The sequence below is a fragment of the Nocardioides sp. T2.26MG-1 genome, assembly GCF_950101795.1.
Lineage (GTDB): Bacteria > Actinomycetota > Actinomycetes > Propionibacteriales > Nocardioidaceae > Nocardioides.
The window spans coordinates 247333-262519 of sequence record NZ_CATNLZ010000037.1 but is presented as its reverse complement, the minus strand read 5'-3'; the positions used below and the strand labels follow the sequence as shown (position 1 = coordinate 262519).

General features: G+C 70.1%; 15 protein-coding genes. 7 read left to right on the top strand and 8 right to left on the bottom strand.

Annotated elements, in window-relative coordinates; all coding sequences use genetic code 11:
* Positions 1-15: 15 nt before the first annotated feature.
* Positions 16-1704: a hypothetical protein gene (locus QQZ14_RS25280; RefSeq protein WP_284537209.1), complete on the bottom strand. Its 1689-nt coding sequence runs from the start codon at positions 1702-1704 to the stop codon at positions 16-18.
* A gap of 29 nt (positions 1705-1733) precedes the next feature.
* Between QQZ14_RS25280 and QQZ14_RS25275 the strand changes: the two genes are divergently transcribed.
* Positions 1734-2981 carry a lipopolysaccharide biosynthesis protein gene (locus QQZ14_RS25275; protein ID WP_284537208.1) on the top strand — a complete coding sequence of 416 codons (1248 nt, stop codon included), beginning with the start codon at positions 1734-1736 and terminating at the stop codon, positions 2979-2981.
* 114 nt (positions 2982-3095) lie between these two features.
* Here the strand turns inward: QQZ14_RS25275 and QQZ14_RS25270 are convergent, their stop codons facing one another.
* On the bottom strand, positions 3096-4115 hold the full coding sequence (locus tag QQZ14_RS25270) for an LLM class flavin-dependent oxidoreductase (protein WP_284537207.1): 1020 nt from the start codon (positions 4113-4115) through the stop codon (positions 3096-3098).
* A gap of 57 nt (positions 4116-4172) precedes the next feature.
* On the opposite strand from QQZ14_RS25270, the gene QQZ14_RS25265 reads away from it, so the two are divergent.
* On the top strand, positions 4173-4394 hold the full coding sequence (locus QQZ14_RS25265; RefSeq protein WP_284537206.1) for a hypothetical protein: 222 nt from the start codon (positions 4173-4175) through the stop codon (positions 4392-4394).
* A 21-nt stretch (positions 4395-4415) separates the two neighbouring features.
* On the opposite strand, the gene polA is transcribed toward QQZ14_RS25265, so the two are convergent.
* Positions 4416-7085 carry a DNA polymerase I gene (polA, locus tag QQZ14_RS25260; protein WP_284537205.1) on the bottom strand — a complete coding sequence of 890 codons (2670 nt, stop codon included), beginning with the start codon at positions 7083-7085 and terminating at the stop codon, positions 4416-4418.
* Between the two features lie 42 nt (positions 7086-7127).
* On the opposite strand from polA, the gene QQZ14_RS25255 reads away from it, so the two are divergent.
* Complete coding sequence (locus QQZ14_RS25255; RefSeq protein WP_284537204.1) at positions 7128-7571, top strand: PaaI family thioesterase; 444 nt, start codon at positions 7128-7130, stop codon at positions 7569-7571.
* Positions 7572-7577: 6 nt separating this feature from the next.
* Here QQZ14_RS25255 and QQZ14_RS25250 read toward each other — a convergent pair whose 3' ends face one another.
* Positions 7578-8126: a GNAT family N-acetyltransferase gene (locus QQZ14_RS25250; RefSeq protein WP_284537203.1), complete on the bottom strand. Its 549-nt coding sequence runs from the start codon at positions 8124-8126 to the stop codon at positions 7578-7580.
* A 135-nt stretch (positions 8127-8261) separates the two neighbouring features.
* On the opposite strand from QQZ14_RS25250, the gene QQZ14_RS25245 reads away from it, so the two are divergent.
* The 4 genes from QQZ14_RS25245 (at position 8262) to QQZ14_RS25230 (ending at position 11435) form a co-directional block, all read left to right on the top strand.
* Positions 8262-9008 (top strand): DUF554 domain-containing protein, encoded by a 747-nt coding sequence (locus tag QQZ14_RS25245; RefSeq protein ID WP_284537202.1) that lies wholly within the window; start codon positions 8262-8264, stop codon positions 9006-9008.
* A 62-nt stretch (positions 9009-9070) separates the two neighbouring features.
* The gene (locus QQZ14_RS25240; RefSeq protein ID WP_284537201.1) at positions 9071-9913 is read left to right on the top strand and encodes an ABC transporter substrate-binding protein; all 843 of its coding nucleotides are present in this window, start codon (positions 9071-9073) and stop codon (positions 9911-9913) included.
* The gene (locus tag QQZ14_RS25235; RefSeq protein WP_284537200.1) at positions 9910-10704 is read left to right on the top strand and encodes an amino acid ABC transporter permease; all 795 of its coding nucleotides are present in this window, start codon (positions 9910-9912) and stop codon (positions 10702-10704) included. Before QQZ14_RS25240 ends, QQZ14_RS25235 begins: the two co-directional genes overlap by 4 nt.
* Entirely contained in the window at positions 10701-11435 is a 735-nt protein-coding gene (locus QQZ14_RS25230) for an amino acid ABC transporter ATP-binding protein (protein WP_284537199.1), read from the top strand. The genes QQZ14_RS25235 and QQZ14_RS25230 overlap by 4 nt, the downstream gene beginning before the upstream one ends.
* Positions 11436-11459: 24 nt before the next feature.
* On the opposite strand, the gene QQZ14_RS25225 is transcribed toward QQZ14_RS25230, so the two are convergent.
* From QQZ14_RS25225 to QQZ14_RS25210, 4 genes are all read right to left on the bottom strand, one after another.
* A complete protein-coding gene (locus tag QQZ14_RS25225; RefSeq protein ID WP_284537198.1) occupies positions 11460-12173 on the bottom strand; it encodes an ABC transporter ATP-binding protein in 714 nt (237 codons plus the stop codon).
* Positions 12163-12966, bottom strand: coding sequence for an ABC transporter ATP-binding protein (locus QQZ14_RS25220; RefSeq protein ID WP_284537197.1), 804 nt, complete (start codon positions 12964-12966; stop codon positions 12163-12165). The genes QQZ14_RS25225 and QQZ14_RS25220 overlap by 11 nt, the downstream gene beginning before the upstream one ends.
* A complete protein-coding gene (locus QQZ14_RS25215) occupies positions 12959-14095 on the bottom strand; it encodes a branched-chain amino acid ABC transporter permease (RefSeq protein WP_284537196.1) in 1137 nt (378 codons plus the stop codon). Before QQZ14_RS25215 ends, QQZ14_RS25220 begins: the two co-directional genes overlap by 8 nt.
* 65 nt (positions 14096-14160) lie before the next feature.
* Positions 14161-15177, bottom strand: a complete 1017-nt coding sequence (locus tag QQZ14_RS25210; protein WP_284537195.1) for a branched-chain amino acid ABC transporter permease — start codon at positions 15175-15177, stop codon at positions 14161-14163.
* Positions 15178-15187: the final 10 nt, after the last annotated feature.

The window sequence follows — 15187 nt, the reverse complement described above, 5'->3', positions numbered from 1 at the left end:
TCCCCGCAGACCGTATCACCCGTCCCGCGGTCGCACAGCCATTCTAGGGGCAACCCGTCGAACGAGGTTCGCGACCGCCACCGCAGCCAGGCCCACATAGGCGGTCCACGCCGCGAGCAGGGCGACCCACCACTCGGCCGGCGTGTCGCGCCGGTCGACCGTGACGTCGAGGAGGGTGACCTCCAGGCCCGCCCCGCGGTGCACCACCGTGCCGGCCACCGGCGCCTCGTAGCCGGCGACCGGCTGCGACAGGTCCCGAGCGACCGCGCCGATGCCGAGGGCGCCCAGCGCGTCCGCACGCTCGCCGGCACTGGGGAGCGCGAGCGCGTCCAGCACGTCGGGGACCCGCGGGTCCTCCCCCGCGATGATCCGTCCGTCCACGGCGAGCTCGTCGTTGACGACGTAGTTCGGCTCGAGGAACCGCGGCAGCGGGTCGAGCACCTTGTGGTCATGGTTCCAGGCCGGCTGCCGGTAGCTCGTGAACGGGAGCACCAGCAGGTCACCGCGACCGTCGCCGAGCTCGGAGCGTGCCACCGCCCAGTCGTCGGGGTAGTCGGCAGGCCGCAGCGTGCCGCCCACGCCCCACGCAGCGTCGGGCATGAACGCGAGGGGCACCAGCGCGGCGGCGACCGCGAACCGCTGCGGGACGCGACCGGCCCACCGGGTCGCCCCCTCGGCCACCACCACCGCGGTGAGCGGTGCGCAGAGCGCCAGCCAGCGGCTGCCGTCGCGCAGCAGCCCGCCGGCCGGCAGGGTCTCGGCGAGCCACCCGACGAGGTCGGGAGTCGCCCACGACACGATGGCGACGGCGTACCCGATCGCCCACAGGACCACCAGCGCCGTCGTCGTACGCCGGCCGAGGCGGCGGGCCATCGGTCGGTACCCGGCCACGGCGAGGGCGCCGATCACCAGCGTGAGCACGAGCGGCAGGAGCAGCTGCGTGCGGGAGTCGGGCACGACCTCGGCGTTCCAGATCCCTCCCGAGGTGAGTGCGGCCACCGGCGCCGGCAACGTGCCCTCGGCGTCGAGGCCGAAGACCGCGCCCGCCGAGCTGCTCCTCGCCTCGCCGACATGGAGGACGCCGGCGACCAGCCACGGCGCGTTGGCCGCCAGCAGCAGGGCGACCATCCGCGGCGTCGAGCGGCGGGTCGCGCCGACGGCGAGGAGGGTGGCCGCCGCCATCAGCCCGGCGTTGGCGCTCAGGCTCCCGATCAGCAGCAGCACCGGCAGCGTGGAGCCGACGCGAGGGTCCTCGCGCAGCCGCACGCCCTGGCGGACCAGCCACGGCAGCACAGCCCAGCACAGCACCAGCGGCCAGTGCCCGATCCAGAGCCGCTCGATGACGAACGGGCTCCACACGTAGACGCTGACGGCGACGAGCCGCGCCGACAGCGCGGAGCCGGCCAGGGCGGCCGCGCCCACGCCGCCGGTCACGAGCGCGCCGAGCAGCATCAGCTTCTGCAGCAGCATGCCGGGGACGACTTCGTCGAGGACGGCGACGACGGCATCGGACGGGACCGCTCGCGGAAGCGCCGACCCCAGGCCGAGGAAGTCGCTGCGGAGCGCGAGGTCGGGGACCCAGACCATGTCGTAGGTGAGGAGGTAGCCCGGCCCGAGGGCGGGGCCGAGGAGCAGCACCGCGAGCACGGTCGCCCAGGCGGCGGGAGCGGCTCGCCGGAGAACTGCCGTACCACCGCCGGTCACGGCGGGAGTCTCGCATACGCTTCCCTCCTGTGGCCTCACCTACCCGTCGCCTGACCGAGCTGCTCGGCGGCGGCGGCGTCATCGCGGTGGCGATGGGCGTGATGAACGTCGCGACGTACGGCTTCACGATGATCGCCGCCCGCATGCTCGGCCCCCGCTCGTACGGCGCGCTCGCGAGCCTCATGGCGACGCTGCTGGTGATCACCGTGCTGCAGCTGGGGCTGCAGGCCACCGCGGCCCGGCGGATCGCCGCCGAGCCCGAGCACGTCGCGCAGATCGAGAAGACCATCCTCGGCGTCACCTACCGCGCGGCGGCCGCCCTCGGCGTGCTGCTGCTGGTGGTCTCGCCGCTGCTGAACATCGTGCTGCGGCTCGACAGCCTGCTCACCGCCGCGCTGGTCTCGGTGGTCTCGATCCCGTTCACGATCATGGGCGGGCAGGCGGGCATCCTCCAGGGGGAGCGCCGGTGGCACGCCCTGTCGGTGCTCTACATCCTCAGCGGGGTGCCCCGGCTGCTGATCGGCACCGCGCTGATCGCCTGGGAGCCCAGCGAGCTCTCCGCCCTGGTCGGCACCGGTCTCGGCGCCTGCGCGCCGGTCGTCGCCGGCTGGTGGCTGCTGCGGCGCCCGCGCGACCCGGGCGTGTCGAGCGAAGAGCACGGCTTCCGCCGGGTGATCCGCGAGTCCGTGCTCAACTCCCAGGTGCTGCTCGCCTTCTTCGCGCTCTCCAACGCCGACATCGTGGTGGCCCGCAACGCGCTCGACAGCCACGACGCGGGCCTGTACGCCGGCGGGCTGATCCTCACCAAGGCGGTGCTGTTCCTGCCGCAGTTCGTGGTGGTGATCGCGTTCCCGTCGATGTCCACGATGAGCGAGCGACGGCGCGCGCTGACCGGCAGCCTGGGCGTGGTGGCCGTGCTCGGCGCCGTGACCACGGCGGGGGCCGCCCTGCTCCCCCAGCTCGCGCTGATCTTCGTGGGCGGCGACCGCTACGACGACATCGCCGACCACCTCTGGATCTACGCGATCCTCGGCACCGTGCTCTCCATGCTCCAGCTGCTCATCTATTCGGTGCTCGCCCGCCAGGGGCAGCGCTCGGTCTACCTGGTCTGGACGGCCTTCGTCGCGATGGTCGGGCTCGGACTCACCAGCGACACGCTGCGCGGCCTCCTCACCGTCGTGATCAGCGTCGACGCGGTGCTGCTGGCCGCGCTGCTCGCGGTGAGCCTGCGCGTGACCAAGCAGGCCAGCGAGCCGGAGCCGGCCGCCGCTGCGTAGGTGCGGCGCCTGGCTGCGGGGTTCGGCTGCTGGCAGCCGAAACCCGCACGACACGCCGTGGGTCACCGGCGTGTCGTGCGGGTTTGGGCTGCCAGGTTCAGGGAAGGCCGACTGCTACCGCCACCCCAGTGCCGGCGCCAGGTGCGTGACCACGCTCTCGAGCACGTGAGCGTTGTAGTCGACGCCGAGCTGGTTGGGGACCGTGAGCAGCAGCGTGTCGGCCGCGGCGATCGCCTCGTCCTGGGCGAGCTCCTCCACCAGGCGGTCGGGCTCACCGGCGTACGTCTTGCCGAAGCGCGCGATGCCGCCGTCGATGTAGCCGACCTGGTCCTGGCCGCGGCCCTCCTGGCCGAAGTAGGCGCGGTCCATGTCGTTGACGATCGGGAAGATGCTGCGGCTGACCGAGACCCGCGGCTCCCGGTCGTGTCCGGCCGCCCGCCACGCGTCGTGGAACCGCTGGATCTGCTCGGCCTGGAGCTGGTGGAACGGCACCCCGGTGTCCTCGGTGAGCAGCGTCGAGCTCATCAGGTTCATGCCCTGCTCGGCGGTCCACTCGGCGGTGGCCCGGGTGCCGGCGCCCCACCAGATGCGGTCGCGCAGGCCCGGTGAGTGCGGCTCGAGGCGGAGCAGCCCGGGCGGGTTGGGGAACATCGGGCGCGGGTTGGGCTCGGCGAACCCCTCGCCCTTGAGCAGCTCGAGCAGCACCGCGGTGTGCTCGCGCGCCATCGCGGCGTGGTCGGAGCCCTCGCCGGGCTCGTAGCCGAAGTAGCGGTAGCCGTCGACGACCTGCTCCGGTGACCCCCGGCTGATGCCGAGCTGCAGCCGGCCGCCGGCGATCAGGTCGGCCGCCCCCGCGTCCTCGACCATGTAGAGCGGGTTCTCGTAGCGCATGTCGATCACGCCGGTGCCGATCTCGATCCGGCTGGTGCGCGCCCCGATCGCCGCCAGCAGCGGGAACGGCGAGGCGAGCTGGCGCGCGAAGTGGTGCACCCGGAAGTAGGCGCCGTCCACGCCGAGCTCCTCGGCGGCGACGGCGAGGTCGATGGACTGCAGCAGCGTGTCGGACGCCGTACGCGTCTGGGAGTGCGGCGAGTCCGACCAGTGGCCGAACGAGAGGAACCCGATCTTCTTCATGGACACCTCAACCAGTTGAACACTCAATCTCTTCCCTGGTCACGCTAGCGTGGCCGGATGGCCAGCGAGCTGCTCGACGTGGACGGCGAGACCTGGGAGGTCAGCGACCACCCGGGCGTGCCGGGTCGCTACCACTACGCCTGGCTCAGCGGGCCGAACCGCGGGTACGGCTTCACGTCGCAGACGTCGAACAACGCCGAGCTCGACACCGGTCACCACCGCGCCGCGATCCGCGACTTCCTCCGTCACGTCGACCCGGAGACTGGCTACCTGGAGTAGCACGCGGCCGGGCGCCCGGCCCTAGTGCGCGGCCTCGTGCCAGCTGCGGCCGAAGCCGACGCTGACGTCGAGCGGGACGGCGAGGTCGGCGGCGCTGCCCATCTGCTCGCGGACCAGCACCTCGAGCGCCTCCTGCTCCCCCGGCGCGACCTCGAACACGAGCTCGTCGTGCACCTGCAGCAGCATCCGCGACGCCAGACCGGCCGCGGTGATCGCCCGGTCGACGTTGAGCATCGCGATCTTGATCAGGTCGGCAGCCGAGCCCTGGATCGGCGCGTTGAGCGCCATCCGCTCGGCCATCTCGCGGCGCTGCCGGTTGTCGCTGGTCAGGTCGGGGAGGTAGCGGCGCCGGCCCTTGATCGTCTCGGTGAACCCGGTCTTGCGGGCCTCCTCGACCACGCCCGCGAGGTAGTCGCGAATGCCGCCGAACGTCTCGAAGTACTCGTCCATCAGGCCGCGCGCCTCGGCCGGCTCGATGCCGAGCTGCTGGCTGAGGCCGAACGCCGACAGGCCGTAGGCGAGCCCGTAGTTCATCGCCTTGATCTTGGCGCGCATCTCGCTGGTCACGTCGTCGGCCGGGACGTCGAAGACCCGGGCGGCGGTGATCGAGTGGAAGTCGCGACCCGACCGGAACGCCTCGATGAGCAGGGTGTCCTCAGAGAGGTGCGCCATGATCCGCATCTCGATCTGGCTGTAGTCGGCCGTCATCAGCGACTCGTAGCCGGGACCGACCACGAACCCCTCGCGGATGCGCCGACCCTCCTCGGTGCGGACCGGGATGTTCTGCAGGTTGGGGTCGGTGCTGGAGAGCCGGCCGGTCGCTGCGATCAGCTGGTTGAACGTCGTGTGGATGCGCCCGTCGCCGGCGACGGTCTTGAGCAGCCCCTCGATGGTCTGCCGCAGGCGCGAAACGTCGCGGTGGCGCAGCAGGTGCAGCAGGAACGGGTGCTCGGTCTTGACGTAGAGCGCCTGCAGGGCATCGGCGTCGGTGGTGTAGCCGGTCTTGGTGCGCTTGGTCTTGGGCATGTCGAGCTCGTCGAACAGCACGACCTGCAGCTGCTTGGGCGAGCCGAGGTTGATCTCCTTGCCGATCACCGCGAACGCCTCCTCGGCGGCGTTGCGCACCTCGGTGGCGAAGTGGCCCTCCAGCGCCTCGAGATGGTCGACGTCGACGGCGACCCCGGTCTGCTCCATCTTCGCGAGCAGGTCGACGAGCGGCAGCTCGATGTCGTTGAGCAGGCGGGTGCCGCCGCGCTCCTCGAGCTCGTCGTCCAGCGCGGCGGCCAGGTCGAGCACCGCGCGGGCGTGCAGCATCTCCACCTCGCCGGCGTTGCCGGCATCGAGGCCGTCGAGGCTGAGCTGGCCGTCGTCGGCGCCACCCTGCTTGAGCTCGCGCTTGAGGTAGCGCACGGTGAGGTCGGCGAGGTCGTAGGAGCGCTGGTCGGGGCGGGCGAGGTAGGCCGACAGCGCGGTGTCGCGGTCCAGACCGGCGAGCGGCATCCCCCAGGCGGCCAGCGCGAGCATCGGGCCCTTGGCGTCGTGGAGCACCTTGGGCCGCTGGGGGTCGGCCAGCCACGCGGCGAGCGCCGCCTGGTCGGCGGCGTCGAGCTGGTCGGCGGCGATCCAGGCGGCGGCGCCCTCCGTGGTCGCCAGCGCGAGCGACGTGACGTCCCCGGTGCCGGCACCCCACCGGCCCACGACGTGCAGGCCGACGCGGTCGCCCGAGGAGGTGTGCTGCTCGAGCCAGGCCGGCAGCTCGCCGGTGGCGAGCACGCTCATCGCGACGTCGAAGCCAGAGTCGTCGATCTCCTCCTCCGAGGTCAGCGTCTCGAAGAGCCGGTCGCGCAGCACCCGGAACTCCAGCCCGTCGAAGAGCGTGTGCACCTCGTGGCGGTCCCACGGGCGCACCGCCAGCTCCTCGGGCCGCAGGTCGAGGCTGAGGTCGCAGACCAGGCGATTGAGGTGGCGGTTGCGGATCACGTCGCCGAGGTGCTCGCGCAGCGCCTCGCCCTTCTTGCCGGTGATCTCGTCGGCCCGGGCGATGACGTTGTCGAGGCCGTCGAACTGGTTGAGCCACTTCGCCGCGTAGCCCTGACCGACCCCGGGCACACCCGGGAGGTTGTCGGAGGTCTCCCCCACGATCGCCGCGAGCTCGGGGTAGCGGGCCGGCGGGACGCCGTACTTGGCCTCGACGGCCGCCGGCGTCATCCGGGCCAGGTCCGAGACGCCGCGCATCGGGTAGAGCACCGTCGACCGGTCGGTCACCAGCTGGAGCGAGTCACGGTCGCCGGTGAGGATCAGGACCTCCATCTCGGGGTCCGTGAGCGCCTGGGTCACCAGCGTGGCGATGATGTCGTCGGCCTCGTAGCCCTCCTTCTTGAGGAAGGGGATGCGCAGCGCGTTGAGCACCTCCTCGATCAGCGGCAGCTGGCTGCTGAACTCGGTGGGCGTCTTGTTGCGCCCGGCCTTGTACTCGGCGTACTCCTCCAACCGGAACGTCTGGCGCGACACGTCGAACGCCACACCGACGTGGGTGGGCTGCTCGTCGCGCAGCACGTTGATGAGCATCGAGGTGAAGCCGTAGACGGCGTTGGTGTGCTGCCCGGTGGTGGTCGAGAAGTTCTCCACCGGGAGCGCGAAGAACGCGCGGTAGGCGAGCGAGTGGCCGTCGAGCAGGAGGAGGCGTGGCACCCTGCGACTCTAGCGGCGCGCGCCGACAGCCAGAATGTGCCCATGAGCGACGAGCTGCGCCCCGAGATGGGCATCGACGACTACATCTCCTCCATGCCCCAGGGCATGGGTGGGCTCAACGAGAAGATGGGCATCGAGCTCGTCGAGATCTCCGCCGAGCGGGTGGTCGGCACCATGCCGGTCGAGGGCAACACCCAGCCCTACGGCCTGCTCCACGGCGGCGCCTCCGTGGTGCTCGCCGAGACGTTGGGCTCGGTCGGCTCCGCCGTGCACGCCCACCCAGACCGACTCTCGGTCGGCATCGAGATCAACGCCACCCACCACCGCTCGGCGACCTCCGGCACCGTCACCGGCACCGCCACCGCGATCCATCTCGGCCGCACCATGGCGACCTACGACGTGGTGATCACCGACGAGCACGGCAAGCGGGTCTGCACCTCGCGGATCACGTGTGCGCTGATGCCGCGGGAGCGGTACGCCGGGTAGCGGTGGTCAGTTCTCGGCGGTGGCGCGCGAGCGGCGCATCGAGCGCCGCGCGGCGAGCACCTGGGTGAGCTGACGCCCCCCGGTGGTCTGGGCGGGCCGGCGCTGGGCGCTCAGCCGGGTGCGGACGGCGTGCGTGGTCGCGACCCGGAGCACGGCGTACGGGCCGAGCGCGATCCGGGCCATGAAGCGGTTGGCGTCGCGGTTGCCGGCGACGGCGGCGGTGGCCACGTGGGCGATGCCGAGCTCCTCGGCCCAGGTGACCGCGGCGTCCATGAGGGCGCTGCCGACGCCGTGTCGTTGAAAGCGGGGCAGCACGTGCGGTGAGAGCGCGCGGACGACCGGCTCGAGGTTGATCGCCGACATCGTCGTCGCCTGGAGGTGCACGGCGCCGGCGAACTCGCCGTCGTACTCCCCGACTACGATGCGCTGGTCGGTGCTGCCCTCGAGGGCAGCGAGCACCGACTCGAGGTCGGCGACCTGGTCCTCGGGGCCGGTGCGACGTAGCACGTCGCTCCAGAGCTCCGCGAGCGCGGGCGCGTCGGCAGCCACTGCCATACGGAGCGACACCAATGAACGGCTCATCGAGTTCTGGCCTTCCGGACCTCGTGCTCGGCCGCGTCTCTCGTCCCCCGAACGCGGCACCAAGCCACGAGACTACGCTCAGCCCCGCTGTCTTGTCAGAGGAGTCCTGTGTTCCCGGGTATCGGCACCGTCGTCAACGTCGCGACCGTCCTGCTCGGCGCCACCATCGGGGTGCTTCTCGGCAACCGCCTGCCGGTGCGCACCCGCGACCTGGTGACCGACGCGCTGGGACTGGTGACGCTGCTGATCGCGGGCACGTCGGCGATGGCGGTGCTCGACGACGACCTCGCCGACAAGGTGGGCGACAGCGCCCCGATGCTGATCGTGCTGGGGTCCCTCCTGGTCGGAGGGATCGCCGGGTCGCTGCTGCGCCTCGAGCAGCGGGTGGAGTCGCTGGGGGGCTGGCTGCAGGCCCGGCTGACCCGCGACTCGGGGTCCGTCGAGCGGCACCGCTTCATCGAGGGCTTCGTGGTCTCCTCGCTGGTGTTCTGCACCGGGCCGCTGACGATCCTGGGGTCGCTCAACGACGGGCTCGGGAACGGCGCCGACCAACTGTTCCTCAAGGCGGCTCTCGACGGGTTCGCCGCGATCGCGTTCGCGGCGTCGTTCGGCTGGGGCGTGGCCGCCAGCGCGGTCACCGTGGTCGCGATCCAGGGCGGCCTGACGCTGCTCGGGCTAGCCCTCGGCGATGTCCTGCCCGACGCCCACCTGGCCGCGATCACCGCCACCGGGGGCCTGCTGCTCGTCGGCGTGGCGCTGCGGCTGCTGCGCATCCGCGAGATCCCGGTCGCCGACCTGTTGCCCGCGCTGCTGGTCGCGCCACTCCTCGTCGAGGCAGTGGCGACACTGCGGTGAACCGTCCCGGGCTGAGACCATTCCGTGACCTACCGGGCCCCGCGCACCACTAGGGTGCACCCATGCTGATTCGTCTGACCCCTCGCGCCACGCTGGCCGCCGCCGTTCTGTCCGCCCTCGCCCTGACCGCCTCGGCCTGCGGCTCCGACAGTGGCTCGGACGGCAAGGCCTCGGACAACCCCGGCAGCAGTGAGGCCCCGAGCCTCGACCTGATCTCCGACGGCACGCTCACGGTCTGCTCGGACGTCCCCTACCCGCCGTTCGAGGCCTTCGACAAGACCTCTCCGACCGGTTTCAAGGGCTTCGACATCGACATCGTCGACGCGATCGCCACCCAGCTCGACCTCAAGGTCGTGATCAAGGACTCCGACTTCAACGCCCTTCAGAGCGGCCTCGCGCTCAACGCTGGTCAGTGCGACCTGGCCGCGAGCGCGATGACGATCACCCCGGAGCGCCAGGCGAAGCTCGGATTCAGCGACGGCTACTACGACTCCGAGCAGTCCCTGCTCGTCCCCTCCGACTCCAGTATCGCCTCGATCGACGATCTCGACGGGGTCAAGGTCGGTGTCCAGAAGGGCACCACCGGGGAGGCGTACGCCAACGAGCACGCCTCGGGCGCCGACATCGTGGTCTTCCCCAGCGACGGCGAGATGTTCGCCGCGATCAAGGCCGGACAGGTCGAGGCGCTGCTCCAGGACCTGCCGGTCAACCTCGACCACCAGAACGACCCCGCGGCCGCCGGTGAGTTCAAGGTCGTGGAGACCTATGACACGGGCGAGAGCTACGGTCTGGCGATGAAGAAGGACAACACCGACCTGATCGACGCGGTCGACGAGGCGCTCCAGACGATGCGTGACAACGGGGAGTACCAGAAGATCTACGACACCTACTTCGCCACCGAATGAGCCTGAAGCGCTCCACCCGGCGGCGGCTGCGGGACGTCGGAGCATATGCCGCCCTCATCGCGGTCATCGTCGTTGTCGTCGCGACGGCGGACCGCGAGGCGATCTCCAAGAACTTCCTGGACGGGGACACCTGGAAGGGGATGTGGCCGGACATCATCCTGATCGGCGCCAAGAACACCGTGAAGTACACGGTGATCGCGTTCGCCGGCGGCATCGCGCTCGCCCTGCTGCTCGCGCTGATGCGCCTCTCGCCGCTGCGGCTGTACCGCTGGCTGGCCACGGTCTACATCGAGTTCTTCCGCGGCTTGCCAGCACTGGTCGTCATCATCTTCATGGCACTGGGCGTGCCATTGGCGTTCGGCTGGACACCTCCCGGCGGCACCATCGGGGCAGGTCTGATCGCGCTGATCATGGTGTCGGGCGCCTACATGGCCGAGACCCTGCGCGCCGGCATCCAGGCGGTGCCCAAGGGGCAGCGCGAGGCCGCCCAGTCGCTCGGCATGAACGGCTTCTGGACGATGGTCACCGTCGTGCTCCCCCAGGCGGTCCGCATCGTGATCCCGCCGCTGACCAACGAGTTCATCCTGCTGGTCAAGGACACCTCGCTGCTGACGTTCGTAGGCATGCAGGCCGACCAGGTCGAGCTCACGTCGTTCGGTCAGCAGGGTCTCATCAACTACTCCAACGCGAGCCCGCTCCTGGCGATCGCGCTGGTCTACCTGGTGATCTCCATCCCGGCCAGCCAGCTCGTCGCGCACCTCGAACGCCGTCAGCAGAGAGCAGCCCGATGAGCACCCCGGCGATCCAGGTCTCGGACCTGCACAAGTACTTCGGCGAGCACGAGGTGCTCAAGGGCATCGACTTCCACGTCAACCAGAGCCAGGTCGTGTGCGTGATCGGCCCCTCCGGGTCGGGGAAGTCCACACTGCTGCGCTGCGTGAACCGGCTCGAGGAGCCCACGTCCGGCAAGATCTTCGTCGAGGGCATCGACATCACCGACCCCGAGGTCGACCTCGACGCCGTCCGGTCCCGCATCGGCATGGTGTTCCAGCAGTTCAACCTGTTCCCGCACATGAACGTGCTCGACAACCTCTGCGTGGCCCAGCGCCGGGTCAAGAAGCGCTCGAAGTCGGAGGCGGTCGAGATCGCTCGCCAGACCCTCGAGAAGGTGGGGATGGCCGACCGGGAGAACACCTACCCCGCGCACCTCTCCGGCGGTCAGCAGCAGCGCGTCGCGATCGCCCGGGCACTGTCGATGAACCCGGACATGATGCTCTTCGACGAGCCCACCAGCGCACTCGACCCCGAGCTCGTCGGCGACGTGCTCGCGGTCATGCGCGACCTCGCCTCCGAGGGCATGACGATGATGGTCGTCACCCACGAGATGGGCTTCGCCCGCGAGGTCGGCGACAACCTCGTGTTCATGGACGACGGGGTGATCCTCGAGGAGGGCGACCCACGTCAGGTCCTCGGCGACCCGCAGCACGAGCGCACCAAGCTGTTCCTGTCCAAGGTGCTCTGATCCGGTCCGCTGACGCGTCCCGGATCAGATGTCCCCGCCGAGGTACGCCGCCTTGACGGAGTCGTCTCCCGCGAGCTCGGAGCCGCTGCCGGAGCGCACGATCTCGCCGGTCTCGAGCACGTGTGCGGTGTGTGCCCGCTTAAGCGCCTGAGCGGCGTTCTGCTCGACCAGCAGCACCGTGGTGCCCTGCTCGTTGATCTCGGTGATGATCGAGAAGATCTGCGCGATCAGCTTCGGCGCCAGCCCCATCGACGGCTCGTCGAGCAGCACCACGCGCGGGCGCGCCATCAGCGCGCGGCCCATCGCGAGCATCTGCTGCTCGCCGCCCGACATGGTGCCGGCCACCTGGTCGATGCGCTCCTCCAGCCGTGGGAACAGTGCCATCACCCGATCGAAGTCGGCGGCGATCGCCGGCTTGTCACGGCGCGTGTAGGCGCCCATGCCGAGGTTCTCGCGGACCGACATGCCGGGGAAGATCCCTCGGCCCTCCGGCGACTGACTCAGACCCATCTTGACCCGCTCGAACGGCGGCAGGTGGGTGATGTCCTTGCCGTCGAACGTCACCTTGCCCTCGCGCACCTTGCGCAGGCCGGAGAGTGTCTTCAGCGTCGTGGTCTTGCCGGCGCCGTTCGCCCCGATGAGCGTGACAACGGTCCCCTCCTCGACCCCGAAGCTGATGTCGCGGATCGCCTCGATGTGCCCGTAGTTGACGCACAGGCCCTCAACCTCAAGAAGCATCTTCTTCATCCACTCCCAGGTAGGCGGCGATCACCGCGGGGTTGTCGCGGATCTCCGCCGGGGTGCCTTCGGCGATCTTGCGCCCGAACTCCAGCACCACGATCCGGTCGGTCACGCCCATGACCAGCCGCATGTCGTGCTCGATCAGCAGGACGGTGACGCCCTGGTCGCGCACCTTGCGGATCAGCTCCATGAGTCGCTGCTTCTCCGCCGGGTTGAAGCCGGCGGCCGGCTCGTCGAGACAGAGCAGCTTCGGCTTGGTCGCCATGGCACGGGCGATCTCGAGGCGGCGCTGGTCGCCGTACGAGAGGTTCTCGGCCAGCTCGTCGGCACGCCCGGCGACGCCCACGAAGTCGAGCAGCTCGTAGGCGTGCTCGCGGGCCGCCGTCTCGGTACGACGGTGCCGGGGGGTCCGGAACAGTGCGTTGAGCAGGCCGACGTTGCTCTGCGCGTCGGCGCCCACCATGACGTTCTCGAGGGCCGTCATCGCCTTGAACAGCCGGATGTTCTGGAAGGTCCGTGCCATGCCGAGCTTGGTGATGGCGTGGCGCTTCATCTTCGCCAGGGGTGTCCCGTCGAAGCGGATCTGGCCGCTGGTCGCCTGGTAGACGCCGGTCATCACGTTGAAGCAGGTCGTCTTCCCGGCGCCGTTCGGCCCGATCAGTCCCAGGATCTCCCCCTCGCGGATGTCGAAGTCGACGTCGTCGAGCGCGGTGACGCCACCGAACCGGATCGTGACGTGGTCGACCTCGAGCAGCTTGCGTGCGCCCGGACGGGGCTCAGACTCAGACATTGACTGCCCCCTCTCCCTCGAGCTCACGTATCTCCTCCTCGGCCCGGAGCACCCGCCGGGCCCGCCGCGGTGGCAGCAGGCCCTGCGGACGCCAGATCGCGAGCGTGGTCAGAGCCAAGCCGAAGACGAGGATGCGGTAGTCGGCGAACTCACGGAACCGCTCCGGCAGGTAGTAGACCAGGACGCCTCCGAGGATCGCGCCCCAACGGTTGCCGGCCCCGCCGACGATGACCGCTGCGACGAACAGCATGGAGTACAGCAGCAGGAAGCTGTCGGGACTGACGTAGCCGCTCTGGCCGCTGGCGTAGAACGCGCCGGACATGCCGCCGATCGCGGCACCCATCGCGAAGGCGAGCAGCTTGTAGCGGAATGTCGGCACGCCCATCAGCTCGGCGGCGTCCTCGTCCTCGCGGGTGGCCTCCCAGGCCCGGCCCACGCGACTCGACTTGATCAGCCGGTCCGCGAACAGCACCAGGATCAGTGCGGTCAGCAACAGCCAGTAGTACGGGACCGCGTCCACCGCTCCGAAGGACAGGAACGCGGTCGTGTGGTCGCGGTCCACGCTCGGCACGAAGCCGTCCCACTCCAGCCGCGGGATGGAGAACAGTCCACCCTTCTCGAAGGGAGGCTTCGGCCCCCCGCCGATGCTGTTGGGGTGAGCGATGTCCTTGATGCCGGAGGAGGCGCCGAGCCACTCGATGTTCTTCACGCAGATCCGGATGATCTCGCCGAAGCCGAGGGTCACGATCGCGAGGTAGTCACCGCGCACCCTCAGGGTCGGCGCACCCAGGAGCACGCCCGTCAGCATCGTGACGGCGATCGCCACCGGCAGCGCGAAGAAGAACGGCCAGTGCCAGTGGAAGGAGGTGAGCACGCCGACGGTGTAGGCGCCCGTCGCGTAGAAGCCGATGTAACCGAGGTCGAGCAGACCGGCGTACCCGATGACGATGTTGAGGCCCAGGGCGATCAACGCGTACGCCGCGCACCCGAACATCACGCCACCGAAGTCGATCTCCTGCGTGGTGATGACCGGCGGGCGGAGGAGCGGAAGCGCGTAGACCAGCGCCACCACCAGCACCAGCACCAGCAGCTTCACCGCCATCGGCAGCCTGCCGAACCTGTCGACCACGTGGTCCCACCACAAGCCGAGACGGCGGAGCGGTCGACCGGCGGGAGCGGAGCTCGTCTGCGACATCACGCACGCGCCTTTCCGAGGGACTCGCCGAGCAGACCGGAGGGTCGCACCAGCAGGATCAGGACCAGCAGCACGAACGCCACCACGTCCCGCCACTGCGAGCCGAACACCGCTGCGCCCCAGTTCTCCATCACGCCGAGGACCAGGCCGCCGAGGAGAGCGCCGCGGAGGTTGCCGATGCCGCCCATGACGGCGGCGGTGAAGGCCTTGACGCCGAGGATGAAGCCGGCGTTCTGCCGGGTCGACCCGATCTTCATCATGTAGAGGGTCGCGGCCGCACCGGCCATCAGCCCGCCGATGAGGAACGTCAGCTGCACCACCCGGGTCGAGTTGACGCCCATCAGCGCCGCCGACTCCGGGTCCTGCGCCGTGGCGCGGATGCCGCGACCGAAGCGGGTGCGCCGCACGAACTGGTCGAGGGCGACCATCATCAGCAGAGCCGCCACGATGATGAGGAGGTCCACGTCGGTGACGGTGTAGCCACCGATGTCGAACAATCCCTTGGGGTCGATCCCCACCGGGTTGGAGTAGACGTCCCGGGCCTTGCCTGGCGAGACGTAGTTCGCCAGGTCGTCCTCGAGACCGACCCAACCCGCGAACCGATCCCGCAGGCCCATGGCCTCGGCGAGCGCGAAGGATGCGCCGATGGCCGAGATCAGGGCGATCAGCTTCGGCGCGCCCTTCTTGAGCAGTGGTCGGTAGGCCGCGCGTTCGAGGAGCAGCGCGACGCCTGCGGAGACCAGCATCGCCATGACGAGCGCGAGCAGCAGGGTCGGCAGCGCCTCGCCGAGGCTCCATGAGGCGTCACTCGTGCCGTGCACGAAGATGAAGGTCCACGCCACGGCGAAGGTGCCGTACATGAACACCTCGGAGTGGGCGAAGTTGATCAGCTGCAGCACGCCGTACACCATTGTGTAGCCCAGCGCGATGAGCGCGTAGATCGCTCCGAAGACCAACCCCCCGATGGTGAAGCTCACGAAGTTGTCGAAGCTGCCGAAAAGGGCGCCGAGGTCCAAGGGGTCTCCT

Coding starts and splice junctions, on each gene's coding strand:
- QQZ14_RS25235 (WP_284537200.1), top strand. CDS start 9,910: ATGAGCCTGAAGCGCTCCACCCGGCGGCGGCTGCGGGACGTCGGAGCA.
- QQZ14_RS25250 (WP_284537203.1), bottom strand. CDS start 8,126: ATGGCAGTGGCTGCCGACGCGCCCGCGCTCGCGGAGCTCTGGAGCGAC.
- QQZ14_RS25220 (WP_284537197.1), bottom strand. CDS start 12,966: ATGTCTGAGTCTGAGCCCCGTCCGGGCGCACGCAAGCTGCTCGAGGTC.
- QQZ14_RS25265 (WP_284537206.1), top strand. CDS start 4,173: ATGGCCAGCGAGCTGCTCGACGTGGACGGCGAGACCTGGGAGGTCAGC.
- QQZ14_RS25225 (WP_284537198.1), bottom strand. CDS start 12,173: ATGCTTCTTGAGGTTGAGGGCCTGTGCGTCAACTACGGGCACATCGAG.
- QQZ14_RS25230 (WP_284537199.1), top strand. CDS start 10,701: ATGAGCACCCCGGCGATCCAGGTCTCGGACCTGCACAAGTACTTCGGC.
- QQZ14_RS25240 (WP_284537201.1), top strand. CDS start 9,071: ATGCTGATTCGTCTGACCCCTCGCGCCACGCTGGCCGCCGCCGTTCTG.
- QQZ14_RS25255 (WP_284537204.1), top strand. CDS start 7,128: ATGAGCGACGAGCTGCGCCCCGAGATGGGCATCGACGACTACATCTCC.
- QQZ14_RS25270 (WP_284537207.1), bottom strand. CDS start 4,115: ATGAAGAAGATCGGGTTCCTCTCGTTCGGCCACTGGTCGGACTCGCCG.